Genomic DNA, 20,040 nt, shown 5'->3' on the forward strand with positions numbered 1-20,040 from the left:
CGAACGATCGAAAAAGGCCATCTTCCACATATCGGACAAACCGAAAGACACGTCCTCACACAGGAGATGGAATGATGAACCGCTTGAATGGAAAAGTCGCAATCGTCACCGGTGCCAGCTCCGGCATCGGCCGCGCCACGGCAAAACTCTTCGCCGCGGAGGGCGCCAAGGTTGTCGTCGGCGCTCGCCGCGTCGCAGAGCTGGAAAGCCTTGCCGCGGAGATCAAGGCCGCCGGCGGTGAAGCAGCTGTATTGGCCGGCGACGTGCGCTCGGAAGACTATCACAAGGCACTGGTCGCCCTTGCTGTCGAGCGCTACGGCAAGCTCGATATCGCCTTTAACAATGCCGGCACGCTCGGCGAGGCCGGTCCCAGCACCGAGGTTTCGGAGGCAGGCTTTTCCGAAGCGCTGGCGATCAACCTTACCGCGTCCTTCCTGGCCGCCAAGCATCAGATTGGTGAAATGATAAAGCACGGCGGCGGCTCCGTGATTTTCACGTCGACCTTCGTCGGCCACACCGTCAGCTTCCCCGGCGTTGCCGCCTATGCCGCCAGCAAATCCGGCCTGATCGGCCTGACTCAAACGCTCGCCGCCGAATTCGGCCCGCAGAATGTCCGCGTCAATGCCGTACTGCCGGGTGCCGTCGATACCGACATGTATCGCGACATGAACGACACTGCGGAAAAGCAGGCCTTCATTACCAATCTACATGCGCTGAAGCGCGTCGCCGGTCCGGAAGAGATCGCTCGCTCGGTCCTCTATCTTGCCTCCGATGATGCAAGCTTCGTCAGCGGCACGGCTTCTCTCGTTGACGGCGGCCTCTCGATCACGCGGACCTGACCGAGTGTTTAGCCGACGCAATTGTCGCGTCGGAATGCTTTGAATGAATAAGGACGGGCCGCGGATCCTACTTCCCTGGCGGCCCCTCCATTCAGAACATCGTATTATTGTTCTTCGACGTCTCGGGGATCGGCTGCACCGAATCCCAATGTTCCTGGATCTTGTTGTCTTCCACACGGAAAATGTCGACGATAGCGCTGCCGCGGTCGCCCGGCTGGCGAACAGCGTGGACGCGCAGGATCACATAATCGCCGTCGACCATCACGCGCTTGATCTCGCTCTTCGACTGCGGGTAGTTCTTTTTCAGGTACTCGAGGAAGCCGCGCAGACCCTCGGGACCATCGGCGGCAAGAGGATTGTGCTGGATGTATTTGCCGAGATATTTGGAAGCCGCGTCGAAATCCTTGTCGTTCAGCGCCTTCTGGTAGAACTCCAGAACGATCTCCTTGTTCTTCAGCTCTTGCGGCGAATAGGCGCGTTCGGCAAAGGCCGGCATGGCAGCGGCCAGGATCGGCAGGGCGATGACAGCGATTTTCATCAATTTCAAGACGTTGCTCCTTTAGTCGTTAACACATTCACTTTTGTCGAGGGCGAAGATGCCCGCAAATGACAAGTCGGTGATGCCGACGTGATTATTGGCTGCAAATAGCGGAAAATTCGATCACTTGCGTCGCAATCACCGACACACCGAACTCGATGGAAGCACGCGGCGATTGCCTATGACACACCAAAGGCTTAGGCTTATCGGCAAAAGAACAGGCGACGGGTTCAGGCATGGTTCTCGCAGGAAAGCGCATCCTTCTCATCATCTCTGGCGGCATCGCGGCCTATAAGAGCCTCGATCTCATTCGCCGGCTGCGCGAGCGCGGCGCGAGCGTGCGGCCCGTCATGACATCGGGTGCGCAGGAGTTCATCACGCCACTTGCCGTCGGCGCGCTTGCCGCCGACCATGTTTTCACCGATCTGTTTTCACGGCAGGACGAGCAGGATGTCGGCCATATCAGGCTGGCGCGCGACTGCGATCTCGTGCTGATCGCCCCGGCAACTGCCGATCTACTCGCCAAGATGGCAAACGGGCTGGCGGATGATCTCGCCTCGACCATATTGCTCGCCACCGACCGGCCTGTGCTTGCAGCGCCCGCGATGAACCCGAAAATGTGGGCGCATCCAGCAACCAGACGGAACATCGAAACTCTACGCAGCGACGGCATTGCCTTCATCGGCCCTATGACGGGTGAAATGGCCGAGAGCGGCGAAAGCGGCGCGGGCAGGATGGCGGAACCGCTCGATATCGTCGCGGCAGCCGAGCGACGGCTGGATGACGGCGCCAAGCCGCTTGCCGGCAAGAAGGCGGTCGTCACCTCCGGGCCGACACACGAGCCGATCGACCCCGTGCGCTACATCGCCAACCGCTCGTCGGGACGGCAGGGTCATGCGATTGCCGCAGCACTTGCGGCGCTGGGCGCCGACGTCACACTTGTTTCCGGCCCGGTCACCATTCCCGATCCAGTCGGCTTGCACGTCATCCATGTCGAGCGGGCTGATGAGATGCGCGATGCCGTTTTAGCGGCCCTTCCGGCCGATATCGCGGTGATGGTGGCCGCAGTTGCCGACTGGCGCGTCGCCTCCGCATCGGACCAGAAGATCAAGAAGCATCCCGGCGAATCGATCCCGACGCTGGCGCTCACGGAAAACCCCGACATCTTGAAGACTGTGGGACATCACACGCAGCGGCCGAAACTCGTGATCGGCTTTGCCGCCGAAACGCAGGATGTCGAGAGCAACGCCCGCGCCAAGCTGGAGCGCAAGGGCGCCGACTTCATCGTCGCCAACGACGTCTCGCCCGCGACCGGAATCATGGGCGGCGCGAGAAACAAAGTGAAGATCATCAGCCATGATGGTGTCGAGCAATGGCCGGATCTCGACAAGGATGAAGTGGCCGTGCGGCTGGCGACGCTAATAGCAGCTCAATTCACGCAGGAATAGCGACTACCGGCTGGCGCTCTGCGGATACGCGCTCCTCCGGCTGGAAGGGCGTGACATGGACGCCGGTATCATCGATCATGACGGCGCTGCCATCGGGAATTTCGCGCCAGGCATCGATGTCGTCGTTCAGCGGCTCCGACACGAGGCAGTATCCCGCACCGACTGGCGAGGCATAGAGCGTCGGCGCCTTGCGGTCGGTTGCATAGCGGATGGCGTAGAGCGACTTTCCGTCGGAGAAGGCCGCAGTGAAGCGCACCAGCACCGAGCCAGTCAGATGCAACGACAGCCCTTCGACGAAGCCGATGGTCTGAGCGATCGCCGCAATTGGATTGCTCGTCAAACCGAATTGCATCGCCAGCAGGAACAGGAGCTCGGAATCGGTCGTGCCGCTGCGGGCATGGAACAGCCGGTCGTCGAGCATGGCTTCCATCGGCCGGCGCAGGCGATCGAAATTGGAAATCTGGCCATTGTGCTGGAACGACCAGTTTTCGAAGACGAAGGGATGGCAATTGTCGCGGCGCGTGCCGCCGCCTGTGGCAGCACGGACATGGGCGAGGAAGAGCGGCGAGCGGATCTGCCGCGCCAAGCTTTTCAAATTGCAATCGGACCAGGCCGGCAGGATATCGCGGTAGCGGCCCGGTTCTGGCCGATCACCGTACCAGGCGATACCGAAGCCATCGCCGTTGGTCGCCGTCTTGGCGCGCGTGGCGCAATGGGATTGTTCGATCAGGGAGTGGGCAGGCGAAGACACCAGCTCCTCCAGATAGAGGGGGTCTCCACGATAGGCTGCCCAGCGACACATGCGTCTCTCACTCCGATTCCTGCTGTCTTCCTGTCCCGCGGGAGAATGGCAAATCCAGAGCGTGATGCCGAAAAGTGTAGGCGGTTTTCGGGCGACATCACGCTCTACTTCTTCGATTCTAGAGCGGATTCAGATTTTAGGTCGAGCCGACCTAAAATCATCCGGCTCTAGGACGATTGTTTATGCGGAATGGGTAATAAAGTCTTAATTTTCCATGCCGTGCGGCGCAAGATGACAGATATTTGACGCCTCGTCCGTTCACATTTCGCATCGCAACATTTTTTTGTAAGGGCCGCTGCGGCAGCGCTCTTGCTCAAGATGCGGCGGGCAACACATTTCACTGCGACAATAAGTGTGAAGCTTCCGTGGATCGAACCCCTTGCATCAGCTCGAATTTGAGCTACGTTTAGCTTGTCTGAAACGTAACGAAAGGAAGGTGATCCAATGTCTAGTGAGATTTCGGTCTTTGTATACGGCATGGAAATGGTTGTGAGCGTCGCGAGGCAGCCCTCGCTCTGATCAACACCTTCCCGAAGCGTTTGCCGCTTCAGGCCAGTTACGGGCCAAAGCTCATGGGGGGTCGCTTAAAGCGGCCCCTTTTGATTTTCAATCGTTCGTTTTTTCCTTGCCAAACGGGAAGAGCGCCTTAGCTAACCCAGCATGTCTTCTCAGGAACAGCCCGAACAGGGTGAAGCCAAGCCGAGGCCGCTGAACGAGCCGGCCCTTACCGCACTCTCATTGTATCCGCAGGACTGGGCCTTGTTCCTCGATATCGACGGAACCCTGCTCGATCTCGCCGAAAGGCCGGAAGCGATTGTCGTGCCCGATTATCTGCCCGGTACCCTCCATGCGCTTTCCCGCCAGCTCGGCGGCGCGCTGGCCTTGGTCACCGGCCGCGCCATCGAATTCGTCGATCCTCTTTTTGCACCCTTCCGCTTTCCCGTCGCAGGCCTCCATGGCGCAGAACGGCGTGATGCGGCCGGACGGCTGCGGCGGGCGCATATTCCGCCCGCCTTTCAGGCGATGAAGCAGACCATCGCCTACGAGGCCCAAGCCTGGCCCGGCGCCATCGTCGAGGACAAGGGGGCGGCCGTCGCGGTCCACTTCCGCCATGCACCTGCATATGAGGCCGAGATCGGCGAAGCCATGCAGCGCCACCTGGAGGAAGCGGGTCCCGACTGGAACCTTCAGCGCGGCAAAATGGTCCTTGAAATCTGCCCCGCCCACGCCAGCAAGGGACATGCCGTCGAGGCGTTTCTGTCAGAAACGCCCTTCGAAGGACGCCGTCCGGTCGCGATCGGCGACGACGTGACCGACGAGACGATGTTTGCCGCCGCCAACCGTCTCGGCGGCCAATCCGTGCGCATCGGCGATGCCAACGGAAAAACACTGGCGCGTGCATCCATTGGCTCACCTGCGCGTTTAAGGGACGTGCTGGGAACGCTCGTCAAGTAATTTTCGATCATGGCGATGTCTCCCAGCCTTCTCGAAAGGAAGAATTCGTGAGTCGACTCATCATTGTTTCTAATCGTGTTTCCGTACCCGACCATAAAGGCGCCGCAGCGGCAGGCGGCCTCGCGGTGGCGCTGCAGGCGGCGCTCGCCGAGCGCGGCGGCATCTGGATGGGCTGGTCCGGCAAATCGAGCGGCGACGCGGAGCCTGAGCCGCTGCGGATGACGCAGGACGGCAATATCACCTATGCGCTCACCGATCTGACCCAGACCGATGTCGAGGAATATTACCAGGGTTTTGCCAATCGCGTGCTCTGGCCGATCTGCCATTACCGGCTCGATCTCGCCGAATATGCCCGCAAGGAAATGACCGGCTATTTCCGCGTCAATCGCTTCTTTGCCCATCGGCTCGCACCCCTGATCGAGCCTGACGACATCATCTGGGTGCATGACTATCATCTCATCCCGCTTGCAGCGGAGCTGCGGCAGATGGGCCTGAAGAACCGCATCGGCTTCTTCCTGCATATTCCCTGGCCGCCGGCCGATGTCGTGCTCGCCATGCCGGTGCATGAGGAGATCATGCGCGGCCTCTCCTCCTACGATCTGCTCGGCTTCCAAACCGATTACGATCTTGAAAACTTCGCGGGCTGCCTGAAGCGCGAGGGAATGGGCATCGAGAAAAGTCCCGGCCATTTCAGCGCGCATGGCCATGACTTTCGCGGCGGCGCCTATTCGATCGGTATCGAGACGGCGGGCTTTGCCGAATTCGCCCGCAGGGCAGCGTCGCACAGCATGGTACAGAAAGTGCGCCAGAGCATCGAAGGCCGCGACCTGATCCTCGGCGTCGACCGGCTCGATTACTCCAAAGGCATCACACAGCGCATCGATGCCTTCGAACGCTTCATCACCAACAACCCCGCCCACCAGCGCAGCATCACTTATCTGCAGATCACGCCGAAATCCCGCTCGGAAGTCCCCGAATACGAGGCGATGCAGAACGCGGTTGCCGAACAGGCCGGCCGGGTCAATGGCGCGATCGGCACGGTCGACTGGGTGCCGATCCGCTATATCAACCGTTCGATCAGCCGCCCAATCCTGGCGGGTCTCTATCGGCTCGCCAAGGTCGGGCTGGTGACGCCTCTGCGCGATGGCATGAACCTGGTCGCCAAGGAATATGTCGCGGCGCAAGACTCTGAAAACCCAGGCGTGCTGGTGCTCTCGCGCTTTGCCGGCGCGGCGCGCAAGCTGAAGGGCGCTCTGCTGGTCAATCCCTATGATGTCGACGGCACCGCCAATGCGCTGGCGCGGGCCATCAACATGCCGCTGCAGGAGCGGCAGGAGCGCTGGCGCGGCATGATGGATTATCTCCTCGAAAACGACGTATCGCGCTGGTGCGAGACGTTTCTTGCCGATCTTACGGCGGAATAGAGCATGAGGACTATCCGGTGGCGGCTTCGGCAAGCAGCCATTGCGTCAGCCGCTCCGCCTCTGGATTTGCGGCCGCTGGCGGCAGCAGCCAATAGCCGCGCTCCGGCGCCTCCAGCATGGGACCCACCGTCACCAGCGTCCGCGCTTTGAGCAGGGAATCGACAAGACCCATCCAGCCGATGGCGACGCCCTGTTCGCTGAGGGCCGCCTGCACGACGAGCGAGTAGGTGTTGAAGCGCAGGTCGCCGCGGCCGGCATAGGCATCCCGGGCAATGCCGAAGGCGGCAAGATAGCTCTGCCAGTCGAACCATGGCGACGGCATTTCCGAATCGAGGTGAACAAGCGTGGTGCCGGCAAGCTGCGAGGGATCGGTGAATGGGCCGTGCCGCTCTGCAAAACCTCTGGTGCAGATCGGCACGACCTTCTCCGGCAGAAGCAGCGTTGCGCCCGAACCGAACTCGTTGCGTGTCCCGAAGAAGACGGCGATATCGCCACTTTCCGGAGCGCCGCGATCCAGCCGCTGCGTGGCGACGATCTGGATATCGACTTCCGGATAGAGGAGCCGGAACGCGTGCATGCGGGGAATGAGCCAGAGAGCGGAAAAGGCATAGTCGGTGCGCAAACGAACGGACGGGCGCTCCGCCTCGACGCGGAAGCTGCGCACCAGATTATCGACACCGCCGACCGCCTTTTCTACGATTTCGAAGAGGCGCTGCCCCTCGGGCGAGAGCACGACACCGCGATGCTGGCGATGAAACAGGGACACGCCCACCTGCTCTTCGATGCGGCGAATCTGATAGCTGACGGCGGGTTGCGTCAGGCCAAGCGCTGCAGCGGCGGCAGAAAGGCTGCCGGAACGACCCACTTCCAAGAATATCCGCAGCCAACCAAGATCGACGAGACGTTCAGCCATAAAATTTCCTTTTGGCATCCATCGAAAAATGCCTGCTTCACAGCAGGAACTCTACTGATGTTCAATAAAATAATCCAATAACAGGAGGGAACTATGGTCATGCGCATGTCTGCAATGGGCCGGCTCGCTGCCGGCGCTATCTTTTCCGTCCTTTCCTTTGCCGGCATCGCCCGGGCTGATGGCGACAGCTGCAAGACGATCCACCTGTCGGATCCCGGCTGGACCGATATCACCTCGACCAATGGCGTGACCGGCATACTGCTGACCGCCCTTGGCTATGAGCCCGACATCAAGACTCTTTCCGTGCCGATCGGCTATCAGGCGATGAAGACGGGCGAGATCGATGTTTTCCTCGGCAACTGGATGCCAGCGCAGAAGGCTTTCGTCGACGATCTCAACAAGGCGAAGGCGGCCGAGGTGCTGAACCGCAATCTTGAGGGCGCCAAGTTCACGCTGGCCGTTCCGACCTATGTTGCCGACAAGGGCATCAAGGACTTTTCCGACCTGCAGAAGCATGCCGACGATTTCGGCCGCAAGATCTACGGCATCGAGCCGGGTGCACCGGCCAATGCCAATATCCAGAAAATGATCGACACCAACGATTTCGGTCTGAAAGGCTGGGAACTGGTGGAATCGAGCGAGCAGGCGATGCTGTCGCAAGTAGAGCGCGCCTCCAAAGACAAGCAGGCGATCGTCTTCCTCGCCTGGGCGCCGCATCCGATGAACGAGCGCTTCAAGATCGCCTATCTTTCCGGCGGCGATGCCTATTTCGGCGCGAATTACGGCGGCGCCGAAGTCTATACGCTGGCGCGCACCGGCTGGGCCGCCCAATGCCCGAATGCCGCCAAGCTCTTCCATAATCTCACCTTCGACATCGGCATGGAGAATTCACTGATGGGCTCGATCCTCGGCGGTGACAGCGCCAAGGATGCGGCAACCGCCTGGTTGAAGGCGCATCCGGATGCCTTGACGCCTTGGCTTGCCGGCGTCACCACTATCGACGGCAAGCCCGGCCTGGACGCCGTCAAAGCCGCCATCGGCCTCTAATTTCCGAGAAAGACGCTCAGATGTCCCGCCCGAATATCCTCATCCTCATGGTCGATCAGTTCAACGGGACGCTCTTCCCCGACGGCCCGGCCGAATTCCTGCATGCTCCAGTCCTAAAGGCTCTGGCGAAGCGTTCCGTGCGCTTTGCCAACAGCTATACGGCAAGCCCGCTCTGCGCGCCGGCGCGCGCCTCCTTCATGTCCGGGCAGCTGCCGAGCCGCACGCGTGTCTACGACAATGCCGCCGAATTCTGCTCGGATATACCGACTTTCGCCCATCATCTGCGCGCCGCCGGCTACCAGACGGCGCTCTCGGGCAAGATGCATTTCGTCGGCCCCGACCAGATGCACGGTTTCGAGGAGCGGCTGACGACCGACATCTACCCTGCCGATTTCGGCTGGACGCCTGATTATACGAAGCCGGGCGAGCGCATCGACTGGTGGTATCACAATCTCGGTTCGGTCACCGGCGCGGGCACTGCCGAGATCACCAACCAGATGGAATATGACGACGAGGTCGCTTATCACGCGACCCGCAAACTCTACGATCTCTCGCGCCGCCAAGACGAAAGACCCTGGTGCCTGACCGTCAGCTTCACCCATCCGCATGACCCTTACGTCGCGCGTCGCCGCTTCTGGGATCTGTATGAGGATTGCCCGGCGCTCGACCCGGAAGTCGGCGAAATCCCCTTCGAGCGGCAGGACCCGCATTCGCAGCGGCTGATGAAGGCCTGCGATCACACCGCCTTCGACATCACGCCAGAGCAAATCCGCCGGGCGCGGCGCGGCTACTTCGCCAATATCTCCTATGTCGACGAGAAGATCGGGGAGATCCTCAAAACGCTCGAGCGCGGCCGCATGGCCGACAACACGATCATCCTCTTCGTTTCGGATCATGGCGACATGCTCGGCGAGCGTGGCCTCTGGTTCAAGATGAACTTCTTCGAAGGCTCGGCCCGCGTGCCGCTGATGATCGCAGCTCCCGGCTGGCAGCCGAAGCTTATCGACCAGCCGGTGTCGACGCTCGACGTGACGCCAACGCTGGCAGCCCTCGCCGGGATCGACATCGCATCGCTGCGCCGTTGGACCGACGGCGAAGATCTGACGCCGCTCGCACTCGGAACCGGAGGCCGCAGCCCCGTGCCGATGGAATATGCGGCAGAAGGTTCCGAGGCACCGCTCGTAGGTTTACGCGACGGCAATTACAAGCTGACGCTCTGCGAGAAGGACCCGCCGATGCTTTTCGACATCGTCGCGGACCCGAAGGAGCTCACCAATCTGGCCGGTGACCCGGCTTATGCGAAAACGCTGGAAAGACTGACGGCGCAGGCCATAGCGCGCTGGGATCTTTCAAGCTTCGACGCTGCCGTGCGCGAGAGCCAGGCGCGGCGATGGGTGGTCTATACGGCCCTTCGCAACGGCGCCTATTATCCCTGGGACTATCAGCCGCTGCAGAAGGCTTCGGAGCGTTACATGCGCAACCATATGGACCTCAACGTGCTGGAGGAAAACCAGCGCTATCCGCGCGGCGAATAGGGTTTCGATGGTGGACTGATGGCAATAGCTTGGAGCGGTTTCACGAAGCGCTTTAAGCATCTCGCTTCTGGCAATAACGCGCCGTCTCGCCGTCGCCGGTCTGGAAGTCTCCGGGCGGCGGCGGCGCGATCGGTTTGAACAGCGTGCGATCCGGCTTCAGATCGAGCAAGGGCGTGCCGTCAAGGCAATCGAGACCGCGCACCAGCAGTACGGCCCCTTCGACCGCTTCCAGCTTGACAATGGATGTGCCGATGGGATTGGGCCGCACCGGCGAGCGCAGCGAAAAGGTGCCGTGTACCTTGCCGCTGTTGGCCGGGCTCTGCAGCACAAGATCTCGGCGGGACCGATCCAGCCAATAGAGAACCTCCAGCCGCTCGAAGGCTTCCACGCCCTGCAGCGCCGCTACCCAGGGCTCGAAGATTTCGATCCGGCAGATCGGGCCATCATGCCGGCCCTGGCGCGGCGTTTCCATGCGCGATGTCCAGGGCGTGGAAATTCGGCCTATGAAGACGAGCCCCGCATCCAACGCCACCGGTGGCTCCACGGCCACTTCGTTTTCGCGAATTTCGTTTTCCCGGACCATGAATGCCTTCCTTACCAGAGCGGTTATTTCATGCCCTTCAGCAACGCCGCCAGCTGATCGTCAGTCAGATCGACCTGATAAAACAGCTTGTAGAATTGCTTCACATCGTCGGAAAAATCGCTGCGGAAGAGCTTCGGATAAATGAGCTTCTCCATCCAGCGCACGCCGAGCAGCCTGTTGATGCCAGGCGGGGAATCGAACCAGCCGAAAGGTAGAGACGGCGGCACGAAGACCTTGCCGTCCTTGACCGCCTTGATCCCAGCCCATTGCGGATCGCTTTTCACCGAGGCTGCAAAGTCAGGGTTCTCGGCAATGATGATATCCGGATTCCATCCGGCGACCTGCGGCGGTGTCACCTTGGTTAAGCCACCCTTGCCGGCAGCGGCAGCGACATTCATCGTGCCGACGGCATCGAGGATTTCCAGATTGATCGAGCCGGAAAGCCCGGTTTCCAAGCCATCGGCACCACGGCCATAATAGACGCGCGGGCGCGGGTCGGTCGGCAATGTCGCGAGCTTTTCGTTCAGGTCCTTGATCGCCGAATCGGCATAATCGGCCAGCTTGTTGGCGCGGTCCTCGACGCCGATCAGGGCGCCGACATCGCGCAGCGTATCGGCGGTGCGGGCGAAGCTGCCGTCGATAAGGACATAGGGAATATGCGTGTCGGACTGCACCTTGTCGGCCAGCGCCTTGTAGGTGGGATCGACCGTTCCGGCATCGAGGATGATATCAGGCTTGGCGTCGGTGACCGCCTGCGAACTGATCGCGCCATCCTTGCCCGTCAGGCGCCCGATTGTCGGCAATGATCGCACCGACGGCATCAAGTAGACCTTGGCGGCATCATCAGGCGCATGCACCCAGCCCACCAGCTTCTCCGGCGCCAGCACATAGACCAGGACGGCGGCTGGCGGCCCGGCCACCAGAATGCGGTTGATCTTATCAGGCACGGACACCGTGCGTCCGGCCGCATCGGTGATGATTCGCGCCTCGGCTGCGACCGGCATCAGGCCGACGAAGGCCAGAGCAAGAACCGCAAGAAATCTCATCATGAAAGCTGCTCATTCTGATCGAGGGGACCTCGGGGCGGCACTATGGCATAGCGCTATATCGGATGGAACATCGCGACGGCAGTATTCCAAAACGAAACGCATCCGAACCGATCGGATCAGCATGAGACGCAATCGGCCGGTCTTCATTACATCCGATGTAATTGAGAGCGGCATTCGTCCCGGCGTATTTAAAGACCGTCTTCTTGCAGGAAGAGCTTATTCAGCCCTTCAACCAAAAGGAGCCTTCACCCGGCTTGACGTCGATGGCCACGGCGTCATTCCAACGGCAGGCCCAGGAGAAATCCATGACAACGATGTCATTCACCAAGACAGAAGCCCCGCGATGGCTGCTCGCCTTCTGGCGAGAAATCGACGACAAGACCTTTGGCGAAGGCTTTGATTGCCTTGCGGAAGACGCCACATGCAATCTCGGCATTGCCGACTGGAAGGGGCGCGACACCATTCGCCGGAACCTGCGTGCCTTCATCGACACCGGCTTTACCGCATTGCATGATGTCACCGAATATTGGGACGGCGGATCGCTGAAGGTGTTCCGGGGGACCGTAACCATGACACCCAACGATTGCACGCAGAGGGTGGTCAAACCGGTCATGACGCACTTTTTCTACATGGACGAGGCGGACCCAACGAAAGTAAGCCATTGGTACGGTTCGGTCGGGCCTGTTGCCTTCTCATAAGAACCGAGGCTGGCGGGGCTGCCGAACGCAGCCCCGCCATACCAAACGAACGAAGCGAGGCTTTACAGGATGAGTTCCCTTCGCGCCGAACTGAGATTGCCGAACGAGCTGGGACCGCAGCTGCGCGCATGGCGCGACACGCGCGGGAAGAGCCAGCTCGAGCTTTCGCTCGACACCGGCATCTCGCAACGCCAGATCAGCTTTATCGAAAGCGGCAGGAGCACGCCCGGGCGCCAGAATGTCCTGCGTCTCGCCGATGCCCTCGATGTGCCATTCCGCGAGCGCAACACGCTGCTGCTCGCCGCCGGCTATGCACCGATCTATTCCGATGGAAGCTTTGACGATCAGGAGATGCAGGGCGTCACCAATGCGCTGAAACGGATGCTGCGTCAGCATGAGCCATTCCCGGCCGTCGTGATGGATCGCTACTGGAATGTACTGATGACCAACGATGCAACGCTGCGCCTCTTCGGCCAGTTCACCGATATGGCCGCACGTCCGAAGCCGCGCAATCTCCTGCATCTGATGTTCGACCCCTCGGGCATGCGGCCCTTTATTGCTGATTGGGAGAAGACGGCCGAAAGCTTATTGGGACGAGTCTTCCGCGAGTCGGTCGGCCGCGTCATCGACGCGAGGACGAAGGAGCTGATCGACAGTCTGCTCGCTTACCCCGACGTGAATGCTGAATGGCAGACATCGCCGGCGATCGAGAATGCGCCGATCATTCCCCTCTCCTTCGTGAAGAACGGGCATGTTCTGAAATTTTTCTCACTGGTTACGACGGTGGGAACGCCGCGGATGATCTCAACCCAGGAGCTACGGGTCGAATGCATGTTTCCGCTGGATGACGCCACGGAGTCTCGGTACGCGGAACTGATGAATGCCACCGCAGGGCAGTAACCCTGTGAGCCACAGGCGGAGCGCCCGTGGTTGCAAGGTCTCCCGGATCACGCCGCCTTGACGGCGTGATATTCCTTGATCGCGACCATCTTGATAGCCGGATAACGTTCCGCCTCGTAGCGCAGCGAGAAGCCGTCCTGGGCGAGGAAGACCGGATCGCCATCGAGATCGCGGGCGATATCGCCGCGGCGCTGGGTGACGAATTTTTCGAGATCGGCGGGTTGGTCGGCCGAGATCCAGCGGCACACCGAGAAGCGCGACATTTCGAAGGAAACCGGCAGGCCGTATTCGGCCATCAGCCGCTCCTTCAAGACGTCGAGCTGCAGGGCGCCGACGACGCCGACGATGGCGGGAGAGCCATCTTCCGGCGAGAAGAGCTGCACGACGCCTTCTTCGGCCATCTGCTGCAGCGCTTCCTTGAGCTTCTTCGCCTTCATCGCGTCTTCAAGACGAACACGGCGCAGGATTTCCGGCGAGAAGTTGGGCACACCCTGGAAGACCAGCGATTCGCCTTCGGTCAGCGTATCGCCGATGCGCAGCGTTCCATGGTTCGGAATGCCGACGACATCGCCTGCATAGGCGGTGTCGGCGAGCTGGCGCTGCGAGGCGAAGAAGAATTGCGGCGCGGTGAGGCCAAGCTGCTTGCCGGTGCGCGACAGCCGCGCCTTCATGCCGCGCTCCAGCTTGCCGGAGCAGATGCGCGCAAAGGCGATGCGGTCGCGGTGGTTCGGGTCCATATTGGCCTGGATCTTGAAGACGAAGGCCGTCATCTTGTCGTCGGTCGCGTGCACCGTCCTGATATCGGCAACCTGATCGCGCGGCGGCGGCGCGAAGTCGCCGAGCGCGTTGATAAGATCGCGGACACCGAAATTGCGCAGGGCCGAGCCGAAAAAGACCGGCGTCATATGACCTTCCAGGAAGGATTCCCGATCAAACGGACGGCAGGCCTCGATCGCCAGTTCCGTCTCATCGATAAAGGCCTGGCGCTCGTTTTCCGGCAGCCGGTCGGCGACCGCCTGCGGGCCGTTCACCTTCGTCGCCTCGACCTCGGTATCGGAACCGCGAACTGTATTGTCGGCAATATGATAGGAGCCGCAAAAGGTCTTGGAGCGGCCGATCGGCCAGGTGATCGGCGCCGTATCGAGCGCCAGCTTCTCTTCGACTTCATCGAGAATTTCGAAAGGATCGCGGCTTTCGCGGTCCATCTTGTTGATGAAGGTGATGATCGGGATGTCGCGCATGCGGCAGACTTCGAACAGCTTCAGCGTCCGCGGCTCGATACCCTTGGCGGCGTCGATGACCATGACCGCGGCATCGACGGCCGTCAGCGTGCGATAGGTGTCGTCGGCAAAGTCTTCGTGGCCGGGCGTATCGAGGATGTTAAAGACGTTGCCTTCATACTCGAAGGTCATGACCGAAGTCACGACCGAGATGCCGCGTTCGCGCTCGATCTTCATCCAGTCGGAGCGCGTCTGCATGCGATCCTTCTTGGCCTTGACTTCGCCGGCAAGCTGAATGGCGCCGCCGAACAGCAGCAGCTTTTCGGTGAGCGTCGTCTTGCCCGCGTCCGGGTGAGCGATAATAGCGAATGTGCGGCGGCGGGAGACCGCCTCGGCGAGACTTTCGGCCATGCGTGTGAATCCTGTGAATTGGCGCCGTATCTAGCGACTCAAAGGCCTAAATGCAATTGACCTCCGGCCTTCGCGCGCAAACTAATGCCGCATGACCATTCACACCGATATCAATCCGACCCTGAAGCTCATCCGCCTGACGCATGGCGAAGGCCTGGAGCTGCCCGCCTATGAGACCAAGGGTGCAGCCGGCATGGACCTGCGCGCCGCCGTCCAAGAAGGCGCGACGCTGACGATTGCGCCCGGCAAGCGAGCACTCGTTCCCACCGGCTTCATCTTCGAAGTTCCGGATGGCTTCGAGGCGCAGATCCGCCCGCGCTCCGGCCTCGCCTTTAAGAACGGCATCACCTGCCTGAACTCCCCCGGCACAATCGACAGCGACTATCGTGGCGAAGTGAAGGTGATTTTGGCCAACCTCGGTGATGAGCCATTCGAAATCACGCGCGGCATGCGCATCGCCCAGATGGTGATCGCGCCGGTGACGCAAGTGCGTGTCGCCGAGATTTCCGAGATCAGCGAAACCGCACGCGGCGCCGGTGGCTTCGGCTCGACCGGCGTTTGATGTCCGAACTAGCACGAGACCACGGACTGACGCTCCGGCAAGATTATTTCGACGATCCCGCCGCCTGGAATGCGCTTGTCGATCTGCTGCAGGACACGTTTTCGATCGATGTCAGCCTCCTGGGCCAATTTGGCGGCCCGGACCGGACAAGCATGCCGTTCGGCTATTTCGATAGCGAGGGCCGCTGTGTCGCCAATTTCACTGCCTTCTCCATGCCGATGATCATCAATGGCAGGGTCGTCAAGGCGGCGGGCTATCAATCCGGCGCGGTCCGACCGGAATGGCGCAAGCGCGGCCTCTATCGCGACCTCATGCAGCGCGCCTTTGCCCACACCGCGACTGAGGACTGCGAACTCGATCTGCTGCTCACCGACAAGCCGGCCCTCTATGAGCGGTATGGCTTTCGCATCATGCCGCAGCATATCTTCGTTGCGCAGACGCCGACGCTTCAGGAATCTGATTTGTCAGCCCGGCAGCTCTCCCTGGAAGCGCCTGACGATCTGCGCCTCATCAAGACGCTCCTGCAAAACCGTCAACCTGTCTCCGCCCAATTTGCCGTTGTCAGGCAGATGGAGATGTTTCTGCTGAATGCCTCCTTCAACTCCGCGATCCGTCTGACGGCGCTTGGGGATGACACGATCGTTGCATGGACGTTCGACGGCGCGACTTTCTGGCTTCTCGACATTGTAGGAGCTGCCATCCCCTCGCTGGCGACCATCGTCTCAGCGCTCCATATCGAACCCGAGCGCATCGAGATCTGCTTTTCTCCAGACCGCCTGGATTGCGAGATATCGCTTGAGCCTTATGAGGGCTACACCATGTTGATGGTGCGCGGCAAAGCGGCGGCCGATATTGTCGGGCCGCTCATGCTTTCGCCAATGGCGGAATTCTAGAGCCGTTAAGCGGTGGCAGGCGGCGCTTGACCGGCGTCGCCTTGATCATCGACGTGTTCGTCTCGGCCCGCTCGGTGATCTTATCCAATATGCCATCGAGTTCACCCATTGAGCGCACAACCAGCCGGCCGATAAAGCAATCGTCGCCGGTGACCTTGTCGCACTCTATGAATTCCGGCGTTTGCTGAATGATCCGCTCGACGACGTGCAACTGACCGGGCAGAGGCCGGATGCGGACGATCGCCTGCAGGGGATAGCCGATCGCCTCCGGCGCGATATCCACGGTAAAGGCCGAGATGATGCCGCGCTCCTCCAACCGGCGCAGACGTTCCGCCGCGCTCGGCGAGGACAGGCTGGCCGCTTCCGCCAGTTCCTTCAGCGATATGCGGGCATTGCGCGCCAGCGCCTCCAGCATCCGCTGATCGATCTCATCGAGACCAAGGCTCGCATTAGGAACACTCACCATTCATCCTCATTTATTTAGGTCTATTGGCCAATTTGCCTTAGTAAACCTATATCACCCGCGCCGATGCCGCAATATGATTGGGGTAGATAGACGGGAGCCAAGGCAATGAACGAGATTAAACGCGGCACGGTGGAAATGACGGCAGCAATGCTGATTTCAGGCACGATCGGCTGGTTCGTGTTGATGTCCGGGCAGGCCGTGACCGGTGTGGTCTTCTGGCGCTGCTTCTTCGGCGCGCTGACGCTGCTCGTTATTTGCGGCGCCATGGGCCTGCTGCGCCCAGGCATCCTCAATCTCAAGACATTTTCCATCGCCGTCGGTGGCGGAATCGCCATCGTCCTCAACTGGCTGCTGCTTTTCGCCGCCTATTCCCACGCCTCCATTTCCATCGCCACAACCGTCTACAATACGCAGCCTTTCATGCTGCTGGGTCTCGGCGCATTGTTCCTCGGCGAGCGGATCACCTTCACCAAGCTCTTCTGGTTAGGCCTCGCCTTCGCCGGCATGGTCGTGATCGTCGAAGGCAAGCCGGCCGAAGCCGCCGGTTCGGGAAGCTATGCGATCGGCATACTGCTTTCGCTGGGCGCAGCCTTCTTCTATGCGCTGGCAGCAATCGCTGCCAAATGGCTGAAGGGCACGCCGCCGCATCTGATTGCGCTGATCCAGGTCTCCACCGGCATCCTGATGCTGGCGCCCTTCACCGATTTCTCGGCCGCACCCCAGGATGTCGGGGGATGGTCGATCCTCGTCACCATGGGCATCGTGCATACCGGGTTGATGTATGTGCTGCTCTATGGCGCCATCCAGAAGCTGCCGACGCATCTGACCGGGGCGCTCTCCTTCGTCTATCCAATCGCCGCCATCGTGGTCGACCGCTTCGCCTTCGGCCATGTGCTTGGCCCGGCGCAGATCCTCGGCGCAGTCATCATTCTCGCGGCTGCTGCCGGCATGAATCTCGGCTGGACGCTCCCCCTGCCCTGGAATAGAAACGGTGGTCTTTCGAAGGGGGCCGCCGAATGATCACTTGCTACCTGCATTATGTCATCGATCCCTATAAGCTTGCCCAGTTCGAGCATTACGCCAAGCTCTGGATCCCGCTGGTCAACCGGCTGGGCGGTACGCATCACGGCTATTTCATGCCGCACGAGGGTGCCAATAACATCGCCTTGGCGCTTTTCAGCTTCCCGAGCCTTGCCGCCTATGAGGAATATCGGCTGAAAATACCTGAAGATGCGGAATGCCAGGCCGCCCTTGCCTATGGTGAGGAAACACGCTGCATCATCAGCTATGAGCGCAGCTTCATGCGGCCGGTGTTCTAAAATTATTTAGCCGGATTCTGACAGACATCGGAGCGACCGTCGAGACCCTCGACCATCTTCTCGAAGGTCGCGCCTGATCCGGCCTTGCCCCCGCTGATGCGCAGCACATAGAGGCTGTCGAAATCCTTGCCATGCCATTTCGGCACGGTTTTTTCATCACCGCCATTCTCGCTCATCAGCTGGCGGGCGAGATCGACGATCTGCTTGTGCTCCCAGGCGACGAAGATCAGCTTGCCGGCATAGGCAGGCTTCTTCAGCTCGCCTTTCAGATCATCGATATCCTCATAGCCGAAGCTGGTATCGACAGGCATTCCAAGGGCGATCGCCGTCGGCTCTATGGTCGCGAGCGGCCGGATATAATCGTAGGAAGTGCCGGAATCGTCCTTTCGCTTCGATGGATCAGGCGCAAAGATCGCAGCCGGCTTACCGAAGAGCTTTGTCAGCACCGGCGGCAAAGCCAGCGCCCGGTTGAGACCCTGGCAGCTCAATTGGCCAAGACCCGCCTCGGGCTTTTCGCCATGACGCATGAAGACGATCGTCTGCGTTCCCGTCCCCGCCGCCGAAGCAGCGCTCCAGAACGATGCGAGCACCAGAAGGCTGGCGGCGAGCGGCAGCAAAACGCTCCGCATCAACGCTGTGCCTCGAAAGCCATGCGCACGGCGAGCCCGGCGAGCACCGTACCCATCAGCCAGCGCTGCACCAGGGCAAAGGATGGGCGCTGGGTGAGAAACATCGCGATCCAGCCGGCACTCAGCGCGAAAATGGCATTGAATGTTACGCTGATAATGATCTGCGCGAAGCCGAGAACAATGGATTGCGTGAAAACGCTGCCGGCGGCGGGATCGATGAACTGCGGCAGCAGCGACAAATAGAGGATCGCGACCTTCGGGTTCAGCAGGCTCGTCACCAGCCCCATCGTGAAAAGCCGGCGGGTGCTGTCCTTTGGCAACTCGCGTACATGAAAGACCGAGCGGCCGCCGGGCTTCAGCGCATTCCATGCAAGCCATCCAAGATAGGCCGCACCCGCCAGCCGCAGCGCATCGTAGGCGAAAGGAACGGCAAAGACGAAGGCGGTAATGCCGAGCGCAGCCGAGAACATGTAGAAGAGGAAGCCGCAGGCGACACCGCCAAGGGAGATCAACCCCGCCGCTGGTCCCTGCGAGATCGAGCGCGACACCAGATAGATCATGTTCGGCCCGGGCGTCAGTACCATGCCGAGAGCGATCAGGGCAAAGGTGATCATGCTGGTCAGATGCGGCATGGAGGCTCCGGCGGAGAAAGCGCTTCAGAAGGAGATTTCGGTCGATGCGACCAGCTTGATTTCATGCGGCCCGGCATCGAAACCGTCAAGCAGCATATTGTGATGGGTGACAATGTCTTCGAAACTCAGTTTGCCCATATCCGCCGTGGTGTGTCCGTCTGATATCAGTGAGACGTCGAAGCCCAGCGAAACGGCGCGCCGCACAGTCGTATCCACGCAGAACTGCGTCATGCAGCCGCCAACGATGAGGTGAGTGACCCCACGGCCCTTGAGCCGTGCCTCCAGATCCGTCTCGAAGAAGGAATCGCAGCTCGTCTTGTGCACGACGACATCTCCGGCTTCCGGCGCGATCTCCCGGCGCAGCTGCCAGCCTTCGCTGCGCTTGGCCAAACGATGGGTCGGGCCGCCGTCATGCTGAACGATGAAGGTGGGAATACCGGTAGCACGGGCGCTGTGTTTCAACGCTGCGAGCTTCGCAACGACCGTCTCCAGAGCGGCATCGATAGCCGGCTGGCGATCCGGCGTGCCGAGGCCCGTCAGGATGGAGTTCTGAAGATCGATCAGGAGCAATGCGGAAGACATGATATCCTTGGGCAAAGCAGTTGCGATGGGCCGTTAACACCTTGGTAATATGTTCGCTCCATCGGCGCAATCGCTTGAAAACGCAAAGGTAGTGC

At 60.6% G+C, this 20,040-nt stretch carries 22 protein-coding genes; 12 read left to right on the forward strand and 10 right to left on the reverse strand.

Translation table 11 applies throughout. The annotated features are described in order from the left end of the window. Positions 1-74 precede the first annotated feature (74 nt). Positions 75-839 carry an SDR family oxidoreductase gene (locus AC13QE_RS15115; protein ID WP_183810323.1) on the forward strand — a complete coding sequence of 255 codons (765 nt, stop codon included), beginning with the start codon at positions 75-77 and terminating at the stop codon, positions 837-839. A 91-nt stretch (positions 840-930) separates the two neighbouring features. Here the strand turns inward: AC13QE_RS15115 and AC13QE_RS15120 are convergent, their stop codons facing one another. Further along, positions 931-1,377, reverse strand: coding sequence for a nuclear transport factor 2 family protein (locus tag AC13QE_RS15120; protein ID WP_488484359.1), 447 nt, complete (start codon positions 1,375-1,377; stop codon positions 931-933). Positions 1,378-1,613: 236 nt separating this feature from the next. Here AC13QE_RS15120 and coaBC point away from each other — a divergent pair, with 236 nt between their 5' ends. After that, on the forward strand, positions 1,614-2,825 hold the full coding sequence (coaBC, locus tag AC13QE_RS15125) for a bifunctional phosphopantothenoylcysteine decarboxylase/phosphopantothenate--cysteine ligase CoaBC (protein WP_488484260.1): 1,212 nt from the start codon (positions 1,614-1,616) through the stop codon (positions 2,823-2,825). Here coaBC and AC13QE_RS15130 read toward each other — a convergent pair. Further along, a complete protein-coding gene (locus tag AC13QE_RS15130) occupies positions 2,812-3,627 on the reverse strand; it encodes a class II glutamine amidotransferase (RefSeq protein WP_488484261.1) in 816 nt (271 codons plus the stop codon). The two genes, coaBC and AC13QE_RS15130, sit on opposite strands and share 14 nt — an antisense overlap. A gap of 660 nt (positions 3,628-4,287) precedes the next feature. Here AC13QE_RS15130 and otsB point away from each other — a divergent pair. Further along, positions 4,288-5,082: a trehalose-phosphatase gene (otsB, locus tag AC13QE_RS15135; protein ID WP_488484262.1), complete on the forward strand. Its 795-nt coding sequence runs from the start codon at positions 4,288-4,290 to the stop codon at positions 5,080-5,082. 47 nt (positions 5,083-5,129) lie between these two features. Further along, positions 5,130-6,506, forward strand: a complete 1,377-nt coding sequence (gene otsA, locus AC13QE_RS15140) for an alpha,alpha-trehalose-phosphate synthase (UDP-forming) (protein WP_488484263.1) — start codon at positions 5,130-5,132, stop codon at positions 6,504-6,506. Between the two features lie 10 nt (positions 6,507-6,516). On the opposite strand, the gene AC13QE_RS15145 is transcribed toward otsA, so the two are convergent. Next, on the reverse strand, positions 6,517-7,419 hold the full coding sequence (locus AC13QE_RS15145; protein ID WP_488484264.1) for a choline sulfate utilization transcriptional regulator: 903 nt from the start codon (positions 7,417-7,419) through the stop codon (positions 6,517-6,519). 99 nt (positions 7,420-7,518) lie between these two features. Between AC13QE_RS15145 and AC13QE_RS15150 the strand changes: the two genes are divergently transcribed. Then, entirely contained in the window at positions 7,519-8,466 is a 948-nt protein-coding gene (locus AC13QE_RS15150; RefSeq protein WP_488484265.1) for a choline ABC transporter substrate-binding protein, read from the forward strand. Positions 8,467-8,486: 20 nt separating this feature from the next. Further along, positions 8,487-10,001, forward strand: a complete 1,515-nt coding sequence (gene betC, locus AC13QE_RS15155) for a choline-sulfatase (RefSeq protein WP_488484266.1) — start codon at positions 8,487-8,489, stop codon at positions 9,999-10,001. Between the two features lie 52 nt (positions 10,002-10,053). On the opposite strand, the gene tsaA is transcribed toward betC, so the two are convergent. Next, entirely contained in the window at positions 10,054-10,584 is a 531-nt protein-coding gene (gene tsaA / locus AC13QE_RS15160; RefSeq protein WP_488484267.1) for a tRNA (N6-threonylcarbamoyladenosine(37)-N6)-methyltransferase TrmO, read from the reverse strand. 23 nt (positions 10,585-10,607) lie between these two features. Beyond that, positions 10,608-11,633, reverse strand: a complete 1,026-nt coding sequence (locus AC13QE_RS15165) for an iron ABC transporter substrate-binding protein (protein WP_488484268.1) — start codon at positions 11,631-11,633, stop codon at positions 10,608-10,610. A 305-nt stretch (positions 11,634-11,938) separates the two neighbouring features. On the opposite strand from AC13QE_RS15165, the gene AC13QE_RS15170 reads away from it, so the two are divergent. Both AC13QE_RS15170 and AC13QE_RS15175 read left to right on the forward strand, forming a co-directional pair. Continuing rightward, positions 11,939-12,331, forward strand: coding sequence for a nuclear transport factor 2 family protein (locus AC13QE_RS15170; protein ID WP_488484269.1), 393 nt, complete (start codon positions 11,939-11,941; stop codon positions 12,329-12,331). Positions 12,332-12,400: 69 nt separating this feature from the next. After that, positions 12,401-13,231, forward strand: coding sequence for a helix-turn-helix domain-containing protein (locus AC13QE_RS15175; protein WP_488484270.1), 831 nt, complete (start codon positions 12,401-12,403; stop codon positions 13,229-13,231). Positions 13,232-13,278: 47 nt separating this feature from the next. Here AC13QE_RS15175 and AC13QE_RS15180 read toward each other — a convergent pair whose 3' ends face one another. Continuing rightward, the gene (locus AC13QE_RS15180) at positions 13,279-14,862 is read right to left on the reverse strand and encodes a peptide chain release factor 3 (RefSeq protein ID WP_488484271.1); all 1,584 of its coding nucleotides are present in this window, start codon (positions 14,860-14,862) and stop codon (positions 13,279-13,281) included. Between the two features lie 91 nt (positions 14,863-14,953). On the opposite strand from AC13QE_RS15180, the gene dut reads away from it, so the two are divergent. Both dut and AC13QE_RS15190 read left to right on the forward strand, forming a co-directional pair. Next, positions 14,954-15,424: a dUTP diphosphatase gene (dut, locus tag AC13QE_RS15185; RefSeq protein ID WP_488484272.1), complete on the forward strand. Its 471-nt coding sequence runs from the start codon at positions 14,954-14,956 to the stop codon at positions 15,422-15,424. After that, positions 15,424-16,317 carry a GNAT family N-acetyltransferase gene (locus tag AC13QE_RS15190; protein ID WP_488484273.1) on the forward strand — a complete coding sequence of 298 codons (894 nt, stop codon included), beginning with the start codon at positions 15,424-15,426 and terminating at the stop codon, positions 16,315-16,317. The genes dut and AC13QE_RS15190 overlap by 1 nt, the downstream gene beginning before the upstream one ends. Here the strand turns inward: AC13QE_RS15190 and AC13QE_RS15195 are convergent. Continuing rightward, positions 16,289-16,780: an Lrp/AsnC family transcriptional regulator gene (locus AC13QE_RS15195; protein WP_132716654.1), complete on the reverse strand. Its 492-nt coding sequence runs from the start codon at positions 16,778-16,780 to the stop codon at positions 16,289-16,291. The two genes, AC13QE_RS15190 and AC13QE_RS15195, sit on opposite strands and share 29 nt — an antisense overlap. A 108-nt stretch (positions 16,781-16,888) precedes the next feature. On the opposite strand from AC13QE_RS15195, the gene AC13QE_RS15200 reads away from it, so the two are divergent. Together AC13QE_RS15200 and AC13QE_RS15205 are read left to right on the forward strand one after the other, a co-directional pair. Continuing rightward, positions 16,889-17,803, forward strand: coding sequence for a DMT family transporter (locus AC13QE_RS15200; RefSeq protein WP_488484274.1), 915 nt, complete (start codon positions 16,889-16,891; stop codon positions 17,801-17,803). After that, entirely contained in the window at positions 17,800-18,102 is a 303-nt protein-coding gene (locus AC13QE_RS15205; RefSeq protein WP_015338553.1) for an NIPSNAP family protein, read from the forward strand. Before AC13QE_RS15200 ends, AC13QE_RS15205 begins: the two co-directional genes overlap by 4 nt. A 2-nt stretch (positions 18,103-18,104) precedes the next feature. On the opposite strand, the gene AC13QE_RS15210 is transcribed toward AC13QE_RS15205, so the two are convergent. From AC13QE_RS15210 to AC13QE_RS15220, 3 genes are read right to left on the reverse strand one after another with little or no spacing between them, the layout of a single operon-like run. Continuing rightward, complete coding sequence (locus tag AC13QE_RS15210) at positions 18,105-18,731, reverse strand: hypothetical protein (protein ID WP_488484275.1); 627 nt, start codon at positions 18,729-18,731, stop codon at positions 18,105-18,107. Next, positions 18,731-19,363, reverse strand: a complete 633-nt coding sequence (locus AC13QE_RS15215; RefSeq protein WP_488484276.1) for a LysE family translocator — start codon at positions 19,361-19,363, stop codon at positions 18,731-18,733. Before AC13QE_RS15215 ends, AC13QE_RS15210 begins: the two co-directional genes overlap by 1 nt. 24 nt (positions 19,364-19,387) lie before the next feature. After that, positions 19,388-19,945: a cysteine hydrolase family protein gene (locus AC13QE_RS15220; protein WP_488484277.1), complete on the reverse strand. Its 558-nt coding sequence runs from the start codon at positions 19,943-19,945 to the stop codon at positions 19,388-19,390. Positions 19,946-20,040 lie beyond the last annotated feature (95 nt).

This window comes from Martinezella sp. CNPSo 3957 (genome assembly GCF_057784395.1).

Bases quoted from the DNA above. Each gene is read 5' to 3' on its own strand.
- betC (WP_488484266.1), top strand. From the start codon at position 8,487: ATGTCCCGCCCGAATATCCTCATCCTCATGGTCGATCAGTTCAACGGG.
- AC13QE_RS15120 (WP_488484359.1), bottom strand. From the start codon at position 1,377: ATGAAAATCGCTGTCATCGCCCTGCCGATCCTGGCCGCTGCCATGCCG.
- AC13QE_RS15200 (WP_488484274.1), top strand. From the start codon at position 16,889: ATGAACGAGATTAAACGCGGCACGGTGGAAATGACGGCAGCAATGCTG.
- AC13QE_RS15165 (WP_488484268.1), bottom strand. From the start codon at position 11,633: ATGATGAGATTTCTTGCGGTTCTTGCTCTGGCCTTCGTCGGCCTGATG.
- tsaA (WP_488484267.1), bottom strand. From the start codon at position 10,584: ATGGTCCGGGAAAACGAAATTCGCGAAAACGAAGTGGCCGTGGAGCCA.
- AC13QE_RS15130 (WP_488484261.1), bottom strand. From the start codon at position 3,627: ATGTGTCGCTGGGCAGCCTATCGTGGAGACCCCCTCTATCTGGAGGAG.
- coaBC (WP_488484260.1), top strand. From the start codon at position 1,614: ATGGTTCTCGCAGGAAAGCGCATCCTTCTCATCATCTCTGGCGGCATC.
- AC13QE_RS15215 (WP_488484276.1), bottom strand. From the start codon at position 19,363: ATGCCGCATCTGACCAGCATGATCACCTTTGCCCTGATCGCTCTCGGC.
- AC13QE_RS15205 (WP_015338553.1), top strand. From the start codon at position 17,800: ATGATCACTTGCTACCTGCATTATGTCATCGATCCCTATAAGCTTGCC.
- AC13QE_RS15175 (WP_488484270.1), top strand. From the start codon at position 12,401: ATGAGTTCCCTTCGCGCCGAACTGAGATTGCCGAACGAGCTGGGACCG.
- AC13QE_RS15115 (WP_183810323.1), top strand. From the start codon at position 75: ATGAACCGCTTGAATGGAAAAGTCGCAATCGTCACCGGTGCCAGCTCC.
- otsB (WP_488484262.1), top strand. From the start codon at position 4,288: ATGTCTTCTCAGGAACAGCCCGAACAGGGTGAAGCCAAGCCGAGGCCG.
- AC13QE_RS15190 (WP_488484273.1), top strand. From the start codon at position 15,424: ATGTCCGAACTAGCACGAGACCACGGACTGACGCTCCGGCAAGATTAT.
- AC13QE_RS15180 (WP_488484271.1), bottom strand. From the start codon at position 14,862: ATGGCCGAAAGTCTCGCCGAGGCGGTCTCCCGCCGCCGCACATTCGCT.
- AC13QE_RS15170 (WP_488484269.1), top strand. From the start codon at position 11,939: ATGACAACGATGTCATTCACCAAGACAGAAGCCCCGCGATGGCTGCTC.
- AC13QE_RS15150 (WP_488484265.1), top strand. From the start codon at position 7,519: ATGCGCATGTCTGCAATGGGCCGGCTCGCTGCCGGCGCTATCTTTTCC.
- AC13QE_RS15210 (WP_488484275.1), bottom strand. From the start codon at position 18,731: ATGCGGAGCGTTTTGCTGCCGCTCGCCGCCAGCCTTCTGGTGCTCGCA.
- AC13QE_RS15220 (WP_488484277.1), bottom strand. From the start codon at position 19,945: ATGTCTTCCGCATTGCTCCTGATCGATCTTCAGAACTCCATCCTGACG.
- AC13QE_RS15145 (WP_488484264.1), bottom strand. From the start codon at position 7,419: ATGGCTGAACGTCTCGTCGATCTTGGTTGGCTGCGGATATTCTTGGAA.
- dut (WP_488484272.1), top strand. From the start codon at position 14,954: ATGACCATTCACACCGATATCAATCCGACCCTGAAGCTCATCCGCCTG.